This is a genomic window from Mycobacterium heidelbergense, assembly GCF_050205645.1.
Taxonomy (GTDB): Bacteria; Actinomycetota; Actinomycetes; order Mycobacteriales; family Mycobacteriaceae; genus Mycobacterium; species Mycobacterium heidelbergense_A.
Map to the genome: position 1 here is coordinate 192622 of NZ_JBNMQT010000008.1, position 15934 is coordinate 208555.

Here is a 15934-nt window from a genome sequence, read left to right on the forward strand (position 1 = left end):
GTAAGCGTTTCGGTTAAACATCTCCGCTGGTAGTTGGCTGTTTTTCGACCAGGCGGGCAAGTATCGTTCTTCAACGAGGATAATACCATTCTCCCACTCGTCGGCGAGCGCCGCTCGCGCCGTCGAAGTTGCCCCGACGGCTAGTCCGGCGCCGCGTCGGCCCGGCCGACGGTGACGCCGGCGGCCTTCTCCAGCGGTTTGATCACCGTCGTGAAATCGGAATCGGGACCCTGATCTCGCGCGGTCGTTTCCCAGAGCCGGCCGATTGTTTCGGCAACGTCGGCCGGCACGCCAAGCGCGTTGGCTTCGTCGAGATACAGCCGCACATCCTTGAGCATCAGCCCGGTGGCGAACCCGTAATCGAACGTTCGCGGCAGCACGGCGCGGGGGAACTTGTCGCGACTTGCGCTGGTCGCACCCGAACCCGCGTTGAGCACCTCGATCATCACGCTCGGGTCGAGACCGGCCTTGACGCCCATGACGACGACTTCCGACGTTGCGGCCAAGACGTTGGCGGCCAGGATGTTGTTGACGAGCTTCATGGTCTGCGCCGAGCCCGGTTTGTCGCCGATGTAGAACGGCCGGCCGATCGCCTCGAGTGCCGTTCGTATGACGTCGAATTCGTTGCGCGGACCGGACACCATGACGGCGAGCGCTCCTTTTTCGGCTCCGCCGACCCCGCCACTGACGGGGCTGTCGATCGCAACGATGCCCCGTTCGGCCAGACGGTCATGGATTCGCGCGGCCGTCTGGCTCCCGACGGTTGACAGGTCGACGTAGCGCCTGACCCGCGAACCCTCAATCACTCCTTGCGCGCCCGTCGCGACTTCGAGTGACGCGGCGGGCGTCGGAAGGCTGGCCATCACCGTCTCGGCCCGGTCGGCGACCTCTTTGACCGACGACGCGGCTCGGGCCCCGAGCGCGACAACGCGCTCGAGCGCGTCGCCGCGGGTGTCGAAGGCGACGACGTCGTGATGTTCCTGGAGCAGCCGACGAGCCATGGGAAAGCCCATGTTGCCCAGCCCGATGAACCCGATCTGTGTCATTGGTCCGAGGTGTTGTCGAATTCGGCGAACGCTTCGCGGGCGATACGAAAGCTGTCGACGGCGGCCGGCATGCCGGCGTAGATGGCGACCTGCAGAAAGATCTCGCGGATCTCTTCGCGACTGACGCCGTTGGTGAGCGCCGCCTTGACGTGGGTTCGCAATTCGTTCGGCCGATTGAGCACCGAGATCATCGCCAAGTTGAGCATGCTGCGAGTCTTGCGGGGCAGCTGTTCGCGGCCCCACACCGCACCCCAGCAGTATTCGGTGAGGAGATCCTGCAGGGGTTTGGTGAAGTCATCGGCGTTGGCCAATGCTTGGTTGACATACTCCTCGCCCAGTACTGCGGAGCGAATCTCCAACCCGCGCTGGTAGGTCTCGCGATCCAATGGTGTTCTCCTTTACCTCATTCCAGGCGCACAACGACCGTCTTGGTGGTCGTGAACGTGTCGAGCGCCTGATAGCCCTTCTCCCGGCCGTACCCGGATTTCTTGAAGCCCCCGAACGGCAGTTCCACGCCGCCGCCGGCGCCGTAGGTGTTGACATAGACCTGCCCCGCCTGGATCTCGGCGGCGAGCCGATGGGCGCGAGACAGGTCGGTGGTCCACACCGCGGCGATCAACCCATATTGCGTGCCGTTGGCCAGGCTGATTGCCTCGTCCTCGCCGCAGAATCGGTTGACGGTGAGCACGGGACCAAAGATCTCCTCCTGCGCTATCGGCGAGGTGGGATCGACGTCGGCGATCACGGTCGGAGCAAAATATGCACCATCGACAAGGTGCATGTCCTCCGGTGGCCCTCCACCGCAAACGATTTCACCCTTGACGTCACCGCTGACCATCGATTGCACTCGCTGTTGCTGCTTGCGCGAGATCAGTGGTCCGAGATCGCGGTCCTCGACGCCGGGTCCAATCGATGCCGACTTCATAAGCCGGCAGACCGTGTCCACCAAGCTGTCGCGAATCGAATCATGCACCAGCAGCCGCGAGCCGGCCGAGCAGGTTTGACCGGCGTTCTGCAGGATCGCCTTCACGATCGACTCGCCGGCGCGTTCCAAATGCGCGTCGGGAAAAACGATATGCGGCGATTTCCCGCCCAGTTCCAGGGTCGTCGGCACCACCCGGTCGGCGGCGGCGTGGGCGACCACCGAGCCGACCTCGGTCGATCCGACGAAGCCCAGATGGCCGACCTCGGGGTGTGCCGTCAGGGCAGCGCCGGCTTCGGAGCCGATTCCGGTCACCACGTTGAAGACGCCATTTGGCAGGCCGGCCTGAACCGCGAGCCGCGCCAATTCCACTGCGGTGCGCGGTGTTTCATCCGCCGGTTTGACCACCGCGCAATTACCCACCGCAATTGCCGGAGCCACGGCGCGGGCCAGCAATTGCATCGGGTAGTTCCAGGCGATGATGTGACCGGTGACGCCGAAAGGTTCGCGTCGGGTATATGCGTGCAGATCCGTTGACAGCGGGATGGTTTGGCCGTAGTAGCTGTCGATCGCGTGGCCGTAGAAACGGAAGTACCGAGCGGCGACCCTCGCGTCCGCGCGCGCCTGGCTCAACGGCTTTCCGGTGTCCTCGCTTTCGATCCGGGCCAACCGCTCGTGACCTTCGTCGATCAGCTCAGCGATCCGCGTCAGCAGCATCGCGCGTTCTTCCGGTGAAACGCCCCGCCAACGTTGCTGAGCGACACGCGCCGCCGTCACCGCGCGATCGACTTCGTCACTGCCGCCGCGCGCTACCGGTCCCAGCGACCGGCCGGTAGCGGGGTCGATGTTGTCGTACAGGTCCACCGACGCCACCGATTCGCCATCGATGAACGACTGTGTGATGGTCACGGTGACCCCTGACTGTGCGTCGCGCCAACGATTATTTATACGACACTGTATATATACTTGCCATCGTGGTGGCAACGACTCGACGCGGACGGCCGACTCAGGTCGAAGCCAAGAAGCTGCACCAGAAGTTGCGCAAGGCCGCGGTGGCGACGTTCGTCAAGTATGGCTATGACGGGGCGACCATGGAAGCGATCGCCAGAGCGGCCGGCATCACGCGGCGAACGCTCTATGCTCGCTATCCCGACAAACGCGCCGTCTTCGTCGACGTCATTCCCTGGGCGCTGACGCGCAGAACCGAGCGCGAAGCCGACGACGACATTGACCAGAGCGATCTGCGCGCCTCCCTGATTGCACTCGGCCGGGCCGGACTCGCGCGCGCCATCGACCCGGACATCGTGCGTTTGACGCGGATTGCGATGAGCGAATCGGCGCGGTTTCCCGAGTTCGCGGTCAGCGCGCATTCAATGACGTGGTCGCCACGCCACCGGCAGGTCATGGATCTGCTGCGACGGCACCAGGAGAACGGAAGCATCGACGTGGACGACCTCGAGTTAACCGCGGGCCACTTCATTGCGATGATCGAGCATCTACCCGCGCGACTGGCCGACTGCGGTATCTACCGCAGTGCCGATGAGGAGGAGCGCCACTTGCAGCACGCCGTCGATTTGTTCCTGCGCGGCGTCGAGCCGCGCGACTGAGGTCTCCCGCGATGGTGTGGCCCGGTCTTGTGCTCGTGCACGGCGGCGCGCATGCCGCCGATTGCTGGGATCTGACCGTTGCCGAATTGGCCAGGCAGGCACCCGAACTACGAGTCCTCGCAGTTGATCTGCCCGGCCGCGCCGGCAAGCCGGCGAATTTGGCGACGGTCACAGTCAGCGACTGGGTGAACTCCGCCGTGGCCGATATCGACGACGCCGGGTTGGACGACGTGGTGGTCGTTGGGCATTCGATGGCGGGGCTCACCGTCCCGGGCATTGTCGCCAAGCTCGGGGCGGCGCGGGTGCGCGAGATGATCCTGCTCGCGGCGTTCGTCCCGCCGCAGGGAAAGTCGATCGTGGACACGCTGCGCGGACCGCTTGCGCCGCTGGCGCGATCGGCGCGCTGGATCGAAAGAAGGTCCTTCCCAATGCCTCCCGCTCTGGCGCGCTACGCATTCTGCAATGGGATGACGCGTGAGCAGCGAAGGCTCACGTTGTCGCGGCTGTGCATGGAATCGCCAAGCGTGATTTTCGAGCCGGCCGATCGCAGCGAGCTGCCCGCCGACGTTCCGCGAACGTGGATCATGACGCTGGACGACCGAGCGCTGTCGGTGCGCCAGCAGCTGTACGCGATCAAATCACTTGGCGGCGTCGACACGATGATCTGCCTGGACGGCTGCCACGACGTGATGATCTCCGACCCCGGGCGCCTGGCAACCATCTTGGCTCAACGTTGCCGACTCCGTGTGAGCAGCTGAGCAGCCTGGCGGTTGCCCTTGCGGCTTGCCATTGACCCGGCCCCCACCCATTAATATACAGTTCTGTGTACTTAATGCCGGTTCGAAGAGGAGACACGGATGACATCTGCAACTCAACGGCTGGTGGAGTTGGTCGGGGCCAATGATTGCTTTGACATCCCTCCCGCCGATCTGTTGCCTCTGCAGCTCGCGGCGGCTAACGAGCGGCTGCAGAGTCAGGCCGCGAGCATTCCGCTGTTGGCCAACCGCGCGGACTCGGGCGGGATAGAAGAAATCAAACAGCCCGCCGACCTGGTGCCCCTGCTCTTCGCCCACACCACGTACAAGACCTACGCGGAGGGATGGCTCAACGAGCGGCGGTGGGACCGGATGGGAAAGTGGCTGGCCACCGTATCAACCCGTGACGTCGGGGGCCTCGACACCGGCGGCGTGCAGACACTCGACGACTGGATCAGGCAACTCGAGACCGTCGGCCACTACTTGTCGTGCTCTAGCGGCACTACCGGGAAGCCGGCCATGCTGTCCTGCACCGAAGGGGACATCGAACTCTCGGCACGGATCAACATCGAGGCGCTCTTGTGGGCGACGGGGCTCACCCGCCGCGAAGACCGCAAATTCCTTGGCCTGGGGCCACAATTCGCCGCACCCCGCGAGGACGCGATCCGGCAGGCAATGGTCGATTGCTTCTCGTCGCGATACCCGCCTTACCAATTCGGCGACGGCGAGCCGATCACCGTCGGGTCGATGGTGGACATGATCACGTTGCGACGCAAGCTGGCCGATGGCACCGCGCGCCCCAATGAGATCGCCGAGTTCGAACGCATCGCCGCGCAGCGGGCGAGCGACATGGACACCTCCGCCAAAAAGGCCATCGACGCGGTGATCGAGGCCCGCGAGCTGCCCCTGTTGGCGACGGGTATGTTCGCCACCCTGTATCAGATCGCCGAAGGCATCCGCGCCAACGGCCATGGCGGCGATGATTTCAATCCCAACAACGCGATGATGGTCGCCGGGGGCCTCAAAGGTGCTGCGCTGCCCGAGAATTACCGCGAATACGTGCTGGAGACGTTCAACGTCGCCGAGGAGCGGCTATACCACGCGTACAGCATGCGCGAGATCAATGCGACGTTCCCGCTCTGCCATGCCGAGCGATACCACATATCGCCCTGGGTGATGCTGCTGCCGCTGGACAGCACCGGCGAGAAATTGCTTGATCCCGGTACCGGTGAGATCGACGCCCGGGCAGCCTTTTTCGACGCGTCGATCGAGGGCCGGTGGGGCGGGGTGATCAGCGGGGACCGGGTCAGTGTCAGCCTCGCGCGGTGTCCGTGTGGGCATCAGGGCCCGACCGTGGGCCGCGACATCACTCGCTACGCCGACCTGCCGGGCGGCGACAAGATCACCTGCGCCGGCAGCATCGACGCCTACGTGCGAGGCATCTCATGACCGCGCTGTCGGCGCCCCATTTCGTGCAGGGCACCGTGGTAGAAGGTGACGCGGTCCGCCACCGATCACGCGATCTCGGCGCTGACTTCGTCACCCCCGCAATCGATCTCGACGCCCTCGTGTTACCACGGTCGGAGCTGCCGCCACTGCTCGACGTGAAGCTGGCCGAGATCATCGACTTCCTGGTCGAGACCGGCGAACGCCTGCACTTGGATCGCAACCCGCATCTGCAGGAGTGCCTCGAACTGATCGCGGCCACCAATCCGTTACCGCGGCGCGTCGTAGAAAACCTGTACCGCCAGGCCCCCTATTTCCTGAACAGGCAGCTGCTGGAAAGCATCGTCGATTCGAACTTTGCCAACCGGGAGGCGCTCGACGGCTGGGTCGAGCGCGTCGACATGTACGGCAACAAGGGCGCGGTTCGGGCCTTCCCCGCGCGGATGGTGCACATGCTGGCGGGTAATGCCCCATCGGGGTGTGTGTCGTCTATCGCGCAGGGTGCGCTGGTCAAGGCGGTCAACCTCTTCAAGATGCCCTCGAGTGACCCGTTCACTACGGTGGCGGTGCTGCGCACGATGGCGGAAATCGATCCGAAACACCCTGTGGTGCGGTCGATGTCGGCGGTTTACTGGCAAGGCGGGGACACCGCGATCGAGCGCATCCTGTACCGGCCGCAATACTTCGACAGGATCGTCGCCTGGGGCGGCGGCGAGGCGATCAACAACGTGATCGGATACCTGGGACCGGGTATCCAGTTGATCTCGTTCGACCCGAAATCCTCGATCTCGATGATCGGTCGTGAGGCGTTCGACTCCGAGGACCGGATTGCCGAGGTGGCCGAGCGGCTGGCCGCCGATACGACGGTGTTCAACCAGGAGGCCTGTCTGGCCAGCCGCTATGCCTTTGTGGAAGCCCAAGGGCCCCAGGTGGAATCGTTCTGCGCGAGGCTTGCCGAGCGCCTGGGTGTCGACCGCGAGTTCGCGTCGGCCAGCAGCCCGCCGCTATCGGCGGAACGCCGCGAAGAACTCCAGGTGATGGAGGCGATGGGCGATCTGAAGGTCTGGGGCGGCTTCGATGGCCGCGGCCTGGTGATCCTGTCGGATCGCCCGGTCGAGTTCCAGCCCACCAACAAAACGTCGAATGTCGTGACGGTCGATTCGCTCGACGAAGCGGTTCGCTACGTCAACGTCGCCACTCAAACCATCGGCGTTTACCCGTACGAGCGCAAGGCGCAGCTGCGGGATCGGTTGGCCAGCGCCGGCGCTCAACGCCTGTGCCGCTTGGGAACTGCGAACGCTCACGTTCTGGGTAGTCCGCACGATGCCATGTATCCGCTGCAGCGATTCGTCCATTGGATGGGCGACGACGACATCGCATAGGTTGTCAACCATGACGGGAGCAAGCAGCGACATCTGGGAAGTGATGTCGACCGCCAGGACGATCCGACGCTTCACCGACGAATCGGTCGACGACGCCACGCTGGCGCGGTGCCTCGAAGCGGCAAGGTGGGCTCCGTCGGGCGCGAACGCGCAAGGCTGGCGCTTCGTCGTGCTGCGATCACCGGAGCAGCGGGCCGTCGTGGCCACGGCCGCGGCCCACGCGTTGGACGTCATCGAGCCGGTCTATGGGATGACCCGGCCCGCCGCCGACGACAACAGCCGTCGGGCTCGCACCTACCGCGCGACCTACGAATTGCACGACCGAGCGGGCGAATTCACCTCGGTCTTGTTCGCGCAACAGCACTATCCGACCGCGTCCGAACTCCTGCTCGGCGGTTCGATCTTTCCCGCCATGCAGAACTTTCTGCTCGCCGCCCGCGCGCAAGGATTGGGGGCATGCCTCACTAGCTGGGCTTCGTACGGCGGCGAGCAACTGCTGCGGGAAGCCGTCGGCATACCCGATGACTGGATGGTTGCCGGCCACATCGTGGTGGGCTGGCCGAAGGGCAAGCACGGGCCGCTGCGCCGCCGCCCGCTTGCCGAGTTCGTGAACCTCGACCACTGGGGCGAGCCGGCGGCCGGCCTAGTCGCCGCGGTGACCTAGCCCCCGAAGCCCTTGCCGCGCATTTGGTGACGTCATACGCCATTTTCGAGATTACTACTTTCGGAACAGAGAATGGTATTCTCGCGATTGCGGTGACGACAGGAGGCGGCCCGGATGCTCTTGGAACTCGATGCTGATCAGCGGCTGTGGCAAAGCACGGTGCGCGATGTCGTCGCCAAGCAGTGCCCGCCGTCGCTGGTGCGCAGCGTGGCCGAGGACGGCGTGGATCCGAGCCCGCTGTGGAAGTCGTATGTCGACCAGGGCTGGACGGAGCTGAATGATCCGGCCGGCACGGTGGAGCTGGCGATCGTGCTCGAAGAGTTGGGCCGCGCGACCGATCCCACCCCGTTCCTGGCGACGATGAGTCAGTTCGCGCCGCTGGCGGCGGACCGGTTCGACCCACACGAGTCGGGGACCGCGGTGCACAGCGGGGTGTCGGCGCACCGGGACGCCGAGGGCTGGGTGTTGGACGGCACGGCCCGGCACGTCCTCGACGGCGATCGCGTCGATCGGCTGGCGGTGGTTACCGACGCCGGAGTCTTCCTCGTGGCGGGCAATCAGGTATCCGTCCGGCGCTCTTCGGTTTTCGACCCGGTGCTGCATGTCGCCGACCTGTCCTTCGCTGGGATCCGGGTGTCCCATGACGACCGGCTGACCGTTGACGCCGAGCGTGCCCACCATGTCGCGTTGGCGGGCATGGCAATTCACATCGTCGGCGCCTGCCAGCGCATCCTGGATCTGGTCCTCGAGCACGTCCGCAGTCGGCAACAATTCGGCGTGCCGATCGGTTCGTTTCAAGCCGTCCAGCACAAGTGCGCCGACATGCATGTCGCCGTGGAACGCGCCCGCGCGCTGGCCTACTTCGCCGCATTGACGATCTCGGCCGACGATCCCCGGCGCCGCCTGGCCGCAGCCATGGCCAAAGCGTCGGCGGGGGAGTGCCAGTCGCTGGTATTTCGGCACGGCCTGCAACTGCACGGCGCGATGGGATTCACCTGGGAGAACGACTTGCAGTTCGCGCTCAAGAGGGCCAAAGCGGGCGAGCTCATGCTCGGAGGCGCGGCGGAACATCGGGCGCGGATCGCAGAGGAATACCGTGCAGCTGACTTTTGATCCCGACGTCGAAGCGTTTCGGGCGGAGTTCGCGGCATTCCTCGACGAGAACCTGCCTCCCGCAAGCGAAACCATGGAGCGTCCCCGTTCGGTTTCGCATATGCCGCAGTGGGCACGTCGCTGGCAGCGGCTGCTGTTCGACAACGGCTGGCTGCTGCCCGGCCAGCCTCCCGAGTTCGGTGGGCGCAACGCGACGGTGGTTCAGCAATTCGTCCACCTGGAGGAGCTGTGCGGGCGGCGCATCTACCACAGCTTCAACCCGCAGGGCGTGAATATCGTTGCCGCATCGTTGTTGACGTTCGGCAGCGACGAACAAAAGCGGCGGTGGGCGGTGCCGATCCTGCGCGCCGAGATCACCGCCTCGCTTGGGATGAGTGAGCCCAGCGCCGGCTCCGATCTGGCGTCGCTACGGACCCGCGCGGTTCTCGACGGCGATCATTTCGTGGTCAACGGGCAGAAGGTGTGGACCTCCGGTGCCCACGACGCCGACGTGTTGTTGACGTTTGTCCGTACCAATCCGGACGCACCAAAGCACAAGGGCATCAGCGCATTACTGATCCCAACCGACGCTCCCGGCGTCGTGCGACGGCCATTCCCGTCGATCTGCGCGGCCGACGATCTGGATTTCAACGAGGTGTTCTTCACCGACGTGCGGGTACCGGCCGAAAACTTGGTCGGCGAGCTCGATCAGGGATGGCGGGTTGCCAACGGATCGCTCGGGCACGAACGCACCATGATGTGGCTGGGTTTCGCCGACCGACTGGACAACGTGATCGCCGACTTTCGTCCCAGCACCGAGCTCGAACGCGACCAGTACGCCACCACGATCATGGACAAGCAGGCGCTGCGCCTGTTGGGTTCGGTGGCCTTGGCCCGCGCGGCCCGCGGTGAAGACGACGTGGCTGCGATATCCGTACTCAAGCTCCTCGGTTCCGAAGCCGAACTGCGCGCAACCGAACACGCCCTATCGGCCTCCGGATCCGACGGCCTCGTCCACCCCGGACAGACGGGTCCGTACGCGCCGATGAACCTCGACCACTACTTCGCCAGCTGGTTCGAGCGTTATGCCCGAAGCTTTTCCGGCACGATCGCCGGCGGCACGTCGGAGATCCAGCGCAACATCATCGCCCAACGCGTGCTCGGACTGCCGCGCGGCTAACGCCAGCGGTCGGCTACCACCGCACGAGCGAGAAGGGGTAGGTGTCTGACCCCCCGGGTCCTCCTCCGCAGCCCGTGTCGTAGGTGGAGACGACCTGACCGCCCAGTGAGACCTGATCCCACGTATAGACGTCGTGCGAGGGGAAGAACTGCACCACGCAGCGCACGCCGTCGGGCACGTCGACGGTCATGGTGTATTGGCCGTTGGACAGGTGGGCGTCTGCTTTCCAGGGGGCCGCTTGGCCATTGGGTTGCGGTATCCCCTGGATGGTTAGGCATCCCGGCGCTTTAGAAATGCACGGGCTAATCGCCCAAATCCAGCTGTGGCCGGGATCCCGGTTTGTGTCCAATCTGTAGTTGCCGACCTGCATGTCAGCCTGGGCGGTCGGCGCAAGAGTCAGCGCGGCCGTGGCAAGCGCAAGGCCTGCTGCAAACCTCTTCACGGATGCGTCTCCCATCTCTGCGCACGCGTTGGGCCCTGAATATAACGCCGGGACACGCTCCCCGGAAGCGCTCAGTCGATTACCGCGGCTTCCTTCCGCTCGGTGACCGGCCTCGCGAGTTCCTGCTCGTCGCAGATGCGTTGCAGCTTGTCGAGTGTCTCGTCGAGGCCGGCGCCGACCCTGGGGCCGGGTGTGAAGGTGGCCGGTAGCTTTCGCATGCCCTGGATGACCCCGATGGTCTCGTAGTGGACGGCGCCGTCGGGGTCGCAGCGGTAGTCGGGCACGCGGTCCAGGACCGCCGTCAGCATGGATTTGAACACGGTCCGCGCCACGTTGGAGCCGATGCAGCGGTGCACGCCGATGCCGAAGCTGAAGTGCCGGTTACCTTTGCGGTCGAGGATGATCTCGTCCGGTTCGGGGAACACCGAGGGGTCGCGGTTGGCCATCGCCCACGAAATCCACAGCCGCTCACCCTCTTTGAAGCGATTGCCGTTGAGCTCGACGTCGTCGGAGAATGTCCGGCCGTCACCGGGTGCCGGGGTGAAGTAACGCAAGAACTCCTCGGTCGCGGGATCGAGCAGGGTATCGCGGTTGTGCCGCAGCCGTTCCCGCGCGTCCGGGTTCTCCGACAGCCATTCCAGCGAGTGGGCGGTGAGGGCCGTGGTGGTGTCGAATCCGCCGCCGATGACCAGTCCGAGATTGCCCAGGATTTCCAGGTCGGGAGCGGGTTCGCCGTCGATCCGCATCTCGACCAGGGCGTTGACCAAACCGGGCCGGGGGTTGTTGCGAATCTCGATCATGCTGTTGACCAGGTCGAGACCCATCTGCCGGTGCATCTCGGTGACACGCTGGATGTCCGGGGAGTGTTCGGGCGTGTACACCGCGGCATGAACGGGCTCGCTGTACATCTTCCATCTCTTCAGCGGAATGCCCAGCATCGCCAGCGTCAGCACGGCGGGCACGATGTTGGCCAGGTCGTCGACGAAGTCGATGCTGCCTTGCTCGATCTTCTCGTCGAGGCAGGCGCGTGTCACATCGTCGACGAAGGGCGCCCAGCGCTTGACCGCGGCCGGCGAGAGATAGGGATTGAGCACGGTGCGGTAGGTGCGATGCTCGGGGTCGTCCATCTCCAGGATGCCGCCGCGCACCCCGTTGATGCGGCTGGCCGTCGGGATCGAAATGCCTTTGTAGCCACGGCGTTCGCCGTTGACGTCGTGGTCGTTGGACACCGCGGGGCAGCGGGCGAGCTCGAACACCTCGTGGCTGCCGGCCGCGACCCAGTGTCCGCCGTAGGTGTCGCTCCACGCCATCGGACACTTGGCGTGCATCTCCTCGGTGATCGACTTGAACCGTGAGCGGTACTCCGCGGAATGCCGATCAAAGTGATAGCTGTTCTTCTTGCGATCGCTGTCGCTGACGACGTCGTCGACACTCAAAGCGCTGTCTCCCTTATTCATCCGTGACGATGATGGCCTGCTCGGGACACGACTGTGCGGCTTCGCGAACCCGGTCCTGATGTTCGGCCGGCACGATTTCGTCGATCGCCGACGAACTTCCGTCGATGTCGCTGAGCTGGAAGGAATCCGGAGCAATCATCGAGCACAGGGTGTGCCCCTGGCATCGTTCGGAATCAACCCAGACCTTCACGGTGTCTCCTCCACGGATCGGGTGGTGCGGTCAGGTGTTTCGGCCGCCGTTGACGCCCAATATCTGGCCGGTGATGTAGCCGGCTTCCTCGGATATCAGGAAGGCGCACGCCGCCGCGATGTCTTCCGGCTTGCCCATCCGGCGCACCGGGGTGCGGGCGATGGTCTCCTCGATGTCGCCCAGGTACCCGTGCTTCTCGGCGCTGCGCAGCATCGGGGTGTCGATGAAACCGGGCGGCACCGCGTTGACCGTGATGCCGCTGGGCCCGTATTCGAGTGCCAGCGACTTGGTGAGCCCGTTGACCGCGGATTTGGCGGCCACGTAATGACTCATGTAGGGCGCACCTGAATGCGTGCTCGACGACGAGATGTTGACGATCCGCCCCCACCCGGCCTCCACCATGTCCGGCAGCACCGCCTGAATGGTGTGGAAGACCCCGTTGAGGTTGACGTCGATCACGCGTTGCCAGTCGTCGAACGTGATGTTGTTGAACCGCTTGAACCCGTCCAGGCCCGCGGCGTTGACCAGAACCGTCACCGGCCCGAGCCGGGCGCGGATCGCGGACAGCGCGGCGTCCACCTGGCCGCGGTCCGTCACGTCGGCGGTGAAAGACAGATCGGTATCGGAAGGCCTGAGGTCGACGGTCGCGACGTCGAGACCGTCGGCGCGGAGCCGATGCGCGACGGCCAGGCCAATGCCGGATCCACCACCGGTGACCACCGCGGTCTTCATGCCGACGCCTTCACTCCGGCCTGCGCCGTCTCATCCACAAAGAATCTCCCTTACGATTATGAGAACCTTACTCTCGCGCCGAAGCGGGGTGCAACCTGTCCCGGAAACCCCCATCGGCCTGCGCCGAAGCTCGACGCCTGTCGAATTGCGCCGCTGGTCAGCAGGTCGATCTGAATCCTGAGACTTTCTTGAATTCTCGAGACTCGAATGTAAGATTCGCCCGGGAAGAGAATGAAATTTTCGTGACCGTAACCACAGGGAGCCGAATGCCAGCGCAGGACACGGTGTCGACCAGTGCGGACGCCCCGCCCGAGTCACAGGTCGACCGCCGATTGTTGATCGACGGCCGGCTCGTCGCTGCGGACCAGACATTCCCCTCGATCAATCCCGCCACCGGTCAGGTCCTCGGGTATGCGCCGGACGCCGGCGTCGGGGAGGCCGAAGCGGCGGTCGCGGCGGCCCGCCGGGCGTTCGACACCACGAGCTGGTCGACCGACGTCGAGCTGCGGATCCGCTGCCTCGACCAACTGCACCAGACGTTGATCGACCACGCCGACGAGTTGCGCGAGCTCACCATTGCCGAGGTTGGCGCCACCCGTGCGCTCACCCACGGCGCTCAGCTCGACGAGCCGATCGGTATCGTGCGCTTCTACGCGGATCTGCTGCGCAACTATCAGTTCTCCGAAGACCTCGGCGAGAAGGAATCGCGGGGCATGCTGCATCACCGCTGGGTGGAGAAGGAAGCCGCGGGAGTGGTGGCCGCCATCATCGCCTACAACTATCCGAACCAGCTCGCGTTGGCCAAGCTGGCGCCGGCGCTTGCCGCCGGATGCACGGTCGTGCTCAAGGGCGCGCCGGACACCCCGCTGGTGACCCTGGCGCTGGGTGAGCTGATCGCCAACCACACCGACATCCCGGCCGGCGTGGTGAACGTGCTCAGCTCGGCGGATCCCGCCGTCGGGCCCGTGTTGACCACCAGCCCCGACGTCGACGTGGTGACCTTCACCGGGTCGACCGCGGTTGGCCGCAAGATCATGGCCGCCGCGAGCGAGACCGTCAAACGCGTCTTCTTGGAGTTAGGCGGCAAGTCCGCCGCGATCATGCTCGACGACGCAGACTTCGCCAGCGCCAGCATGTTCGCGGCGTTCAGCATGGTCACTCACGCCGGGCAGGGCTGCGCGCTCACCTCCCGGCTGCTGGTCCCCAAGTCGCACCACGACGAGATCGTCGAGCTGATCGCCGCCAACTTCGCCAAGGTGCGCCACGGCGATCCCGCCGATCCGAAGACGTTGATGGGACCGCTGATCAACGAGCGTCAGCGCGACAAGGTCGACGGCATGGTCCAGCGCGCCGTCGCCGCGGGGGCCACCCTGGTCGCCGGCGGCGAGCGGCTGGATCCCGGCTATTTCTACGCGCCCACATTGCTCACCGACGTCGACCCCGACAGCGAGATCGCTCAGGACGAGGTCTTCGGGCCGGTGCTGGTGGTCATCGGGTTCGATGACGATGACGACGCGGTGCGCATCGCGAACAACTCGATATACGGGCTGGCCGGCGCGGTCTTCAGTCGCGACCAGGACCGGGCGCTTGCGGTGGCACGCCGTATCCGCACCGGATCGTTTTCCGTCAACGGCGGCAACTACTTCGGTGCGGACAGCCCGTTCGGCGGCTTCAAGCAGTCCGGCGTGGGCCGCGAGATGGGCGTCGCGGGGCTCGAAGAGTTCTTGGAGCGCAAGACTTTTGCCGTTCCGTCGGGGGCACCCGCATGAGGCCGCTGGAGGGCATCCGCGTCCTGGAAGTCGCCATGTACGGGTTCGTTCCGTCGGCGGGCGCCGTGTTGGTGGAGTGGGGCGCCGAGGTGGTCAAGGTCGAGCACGCCGTCACCGGCGACCCGCAGCGTGGGCTTCGGCAGACCGGCATGTTGCGCGTGGAAGGCGACCCCAATCCCAACATCGAGCATGCCAACCGTGGCAAGCGCAGCATCGGGTTGGATATGTCGGTGCCCCAGGGCAAGGAAGTGCTCTACGAGCTGGCGCGCCGATCCGATGTGTTCCTGACGAGTTTCCTGCCCGGCGCACGGCAGAAGTTCGGCATCGACGTCGACGACATCCGCGCGGTGAACCCGGCGATCATCTACGCCCGTGGCAGCGCGCTCGGCCCGCGCGGCGAAGAGGCGACGAAGGGCGGCTACGACATGACCGCCTTTTGGTGTCGTGCGGGAACCGCCGCGACCATCACGCCCGCGGGGATGCCCGGCATGATCGCGCCCCCCGGCCCGGCCTACGGCGACACCATCTCCGGCACCAACCTCGCCGGTGGCATCGCGGCGGCGTTGCTCAAGCGCGAGCGCACCGGGGAACCATCCGTGGTCGACGTTTCGCTGCTGGGCAGTGGTCTGTGGTCGATGGGCCACACGGTCGCGTTGACAAAGCATCTCGGCCAGCGACTGGAGGCGCCGCCGCCGGGCGTGCACGGTGCGCCCAATAACCCATTGGTCGGGCTGTACACGACGTCCGACGGCCGCTACATATCCTTCGTGATGATGCAGCCGACCAAGTTCTGGGGCGACGTCTGCCGGCATGTCGATATGCCCGAACTGGCCGACGATCCGCGCTTCGCCACCGTCGAGAAAATCGCCGCTAGTACGCCCGATGCGGTCGAGATCTTGACCAAGGTCATCGCGACCCGCACGCTTGCCGAGTGGAGCGAACGCTTTGCCACGCTCGCGGGACCGTGGGCGCCGGTGCAGGACACCCTGCAGGCGGCCGACGACGCGCAGATCCGCGCGAACGAGTATGTAGTGCGCGCAGGCGAACTCGAACTGGTGGCCAATCCGGTCCAGTTCGATGTCGCTCCGCCGCAGACGGGGCCCGCGCCCGGATTCGCCGAGCAGACCGATGAGATCTTGATGGAGATCGGGCTCGACTGGGACCGCATTATCGAACTCAAGACGGCCGGCGCCGTCACCTAACACCGGAGCTGCCTGGAATGCTTGAGCCGAACGTCGCTTTTGTTGAGG

Annotated in this window: 16 protein-coding genes; 9 read left to right on the forward strand and 7 right to left on the reverse strand. The window is 65.2% G+C overall.

All coding sequences use genetic code 11. The features are described from left to right. Window positions 1-140 precede the first annotated feature (140 nt). Genes ACQI5H_RS11705 through ACQI5H_RS11715 form a run of 3 tightly spaced genes read right to left on the reverse strand, consistent with a single transcriptional unit; the run spans window position 141 to window position 2877 of the window. The gene (locus tag ACQI5H_RS11705) at window positions 141-1046 is read right to left on the reverse strand and encodes an NAD(P)-dependent oxidoreductase (RefSeq protein ID WP_427079527.1); all 906 of its coding nucleotides are present in this window, start codon (window positions 1044-1046) and stop codon (window positions 141-143) included. Further along, complete coding sequence (locus ACQI5H_RS11710; protein ID WP_427079528.1) at window positions 1043-1432, reverse strand: carboxymuconolactone decarboxylase family protein; 390 nt, start codon at window positions 1430-1432, stop codon at window positions 1043-1045. Before ACQI5H_RS11710 ends, ACQI5H_RS11705 begins: the two co-directional genes overlap by 4 nt. A gap of 17 nt (window positions 1433-1449) precedes the next feature. Further along, entirely contained in the window at window positions 1450-2877 is a 1428-nt protein-coding gene (locus tag ACQI5H_RS11715) for an aldehyde dehydrogenase family protein (RefSeq protein ID WP_427079529.1), read from the reverse strand. Window positions 2878-2891: 14 nt separating this feature from the next. Here ACQI5H_RS11715 and ACQI5H_RS11720 point away from each other — a divergent pair, with 14 nt between their 5' ends. The 7 genes from ACQI5H_RS11720 to ACQI5H_RS11750 all read left to right on the forward strand — a co-directional run bounded on the left by ACQI5H_RS11720 (window position 2892) and on the right by ACQI5H_RS11750 (window position 10094). Then, on the forward strand, window positions 2892-3575 hold the full coding sequence (locus ACQI5H_RS11720) for a TetR/AcrR family transcriptional regulator (protein ID WP_427079530.1): 684 nt from the start codon (window positions 2892-2894) through the stop codon (window positions 3573-3575). 11 nt (window positions 3576-3586) lie between these two features. Continuing rightward, window positions 3587-4333: an alpha/beta fold hydrolase gene (locus ACQI5H_RS11725; RefSeq protein ID WP_427079531.1), complete on the forward strand. Its 747-nt coding sequence runs from the start codon at window positions 3587-3589 to the stop codon at window positions 4331-4333. Window positions 4334-4432: 99 nt separating this feature from the next. Then, window positions 4433-5779: a hypothetical protein gene (locus ACQI5H_RS11730; protein WP_427079532.1), complete on the forward strand. Its 1347-nt coding sequence runs from the start codon at window positions 4433-4435 to the stop codon at window positions 5777-5779. Further along, window positions 5776-7158, forward strand: a complete 1383-nt coding sequence (locus tag ACQI5H_RS11735) for an acyl-CoA reductase (protein WP_427079533.1) — start codon at window positions 5776-5778, stop codon at window positions 7156-7158. Before ACQI5H_RS11730 ends, ACQI5H_RS11735 begins: the two co-directional genes overlap by 4 nt. A gap of 10 nt (window positions 7159-7168) precedes the next feature. Next, window positions 7169-7822, forward strand: a complete 654-nt coding sequence (locus ACQI5H_RS11740; RefSeq protein WP_427079534.1) for a nitroreductase family protein — start codon at window positions 7169-7171, stop codon at window positions 7820-7822. A 114-nt stretch (window positions 7823-7936) separates the two neighbouring features. After that, a complete protein-coding gene (locus ACQI5H_RS11745; protein ID WP_427079535.1) occupies window positions 7937-8935 on the forward strand; it encodes an acyl-CoA dehydrogenase family protein in 999 nt (332 codons plus the stop codon). Next, entirely contained in the window at window positions 8919-10094 is a 1176-nt protein-coding gene (locus ACQI5H_RS11750) for an acyl-CoA dehydrogenase family protein (protein WP_427079536.1), read from the forward strand. Before ACQI5H_RS11745 ends, ACQI5H_RS11750 begins: the two co-directional genes overlap by 17 nt. A gap of 13 nt (window positions 10095-10107) precedes the next feature. On the opposite strand, the gene ACQI5H_RS11755 is transcribed toward ACQI5H_RS11750, so the two are convergent. The 4 genes from ACQI5H_RS11755 to ACQI5H_RS11770 are packed head-to-tail and all read right to left on the reverse strand — an operon-like array spanning window position 10108 to window position 12915. Further along, the gene (locus ACQI5H_RS11755; protein WP_427079537.1) at window positions 10108-10551 is read right to left on the reverse strand and encodes a hypothetical protein; all 444 of its coding nucleotides are present in this window, start codon (window positions 10549-10551) and stop codon (window positions 10108-10110) included. A gap of 56 nt (window positions 10552-10607) precedes the next feature. Then, window positions 10608-11972: a cytochrome P450 gene (locus tag ACQI5H_RS11760; RefSeq protein ID WP_427079599.1), complete on the reverse strand. Its 1365-nt coding sequence runs from the start codon at window positions 11970-11972 to the stop codon at window positions 10608-10610. 13 nt (window positions 11973-11985) lie between these two features. After that, the gene (locus ACQI5H_RS11765; protein ID WP_427079538.1) at window positions 11986-12183 is read right to left on the reverse strand and encodes a ferredoxin; all 198 of its coding nucleotides are present in this window, start codon (window positions 12181-12183) and stop codon (window positions 11986-11988) included. Between the two features lie 30 nt (window positions 12184-12213). Then, a complete protein-coding gene (locus tag ACQI5H_RS11770) occupies window positions 12214-12915 on the reverse strand; it encodes an SDR family NAD(P)-dependent oxidoreductase (protein ID WP_427079539.1) in 702 nt (233 codons plus the stop codon). 266 nt (window positions 12916-13181) lie between these two features. Here ACQI5H_RS11770 and ACQI5H_RS11775 point away from each other — a divergent pair, with 266 nt between their 5' ends. Both ACQI5H_RS11775 and ACQI5H_RS11780 read left to right on the forward strand, forming a co-directional pair. Continuing rightward, window positions 13182-14684, forward strand: coding sequence for an aldehyde dehydrogenase family protein (locus ACQI5H_RS11775; RefSeq protein WP_427079540.1), 1503 nt, complete (start codon window positions 13182-13184; stop codon window positions 14682-14684). Further along, entirely contained in the window at window positions 14681-15886 is a 1206-nt protein-coding gene (locus ACQI5H_RS11780; RefSeq protein ID WP_427079541.1) for a CaiB/BaiF CoA transferase family protein, read from the forward strand. The genes ACQI5H_RS11775 and ACQI5H_RS11780 overlap by 4 nt, the downstream gene beginning before the upstream one ends. Window positions 15887-15934 lie beyond the last annotated feature (48 nt).

Excerpts from the sequence above, each read along its gene's own strand:
- ACQI5H_RS11705 (WP_427079527.1), bottom strand. The coding sequence starts at position 1,046 with ATGACACAGATCGGGTTCATCGGGCTGGGCAACATGGGCTTTCCCATG.
- ACQI5H_RS11725 (WP_427079531.1), top strand. The coding sequence starts at position 3,587 with ATGGTGTGGCCCGGTCTTGTGCTCGTGCACGGCGGCGCGCATGCCGCC.
- ACQI5H_RS11730 (WP_427079532.1), top strand. The coding sequence starts at position 4,433 with ATGACATCTGCAACTCAACGGCTGGTGGAGTTGGTCGGGGCCAATGAT.
- ACQI5H_RS11735 (WP_427079533.1), top strand. The coding sequence starts at position 5,776 with ATGACCGCGCTGTCGGCGCCCCATTTCGTGCAGGGCACCGTGGTAGAA.
- ACQI5H_RS11740 (WP_427079534.1), top strand. The coding sequence starts at position 7,169 with ATGACGGGAGCAAGCAGCGACATCTGGGAAGTGATGTCGACCGCCAGG.
- ACQI5H_RS11745 (WP_427079535.1), top strand. The coding sequence starts at position 7,937 with ATGCTCTTGGAACTCGATGCTGATCAGCGGCTGTGGCAAAGCACGGTG.
- ACQI5H_RS11755 (WP_427079537.1), bottom strand. The coding sequence starts at position 10,551 with ATGGGAGACGCATCCGTGAAGAGGTTTGCAGCAGGCCTTGCGCTTGCC.
- ACQI5H_RS11770 (WP_427079539.1), bottom strand. The coding sequence starts at position 12,915 with ATGAAGACCGCGGTGGTCACCGGTGGTGGATCCGGCATTGGCCTGGCC.
- ACQI5H_RS11775 (WP_427079540.1), top strand. The coding sequence starts at position 13,182 with ATGCCAGCGCAGGACACGGTGTCGACCAGTGCGGACGCCCCGCCCGAG.
- ACQI5H_RS11780 (WP_427079541.1), top strand. The coding sequence starts at position 14,681 with ATGAGGCCGCTGGAGGGCATCCGCGTCCTGGAAGTCGCCATGTACGGG.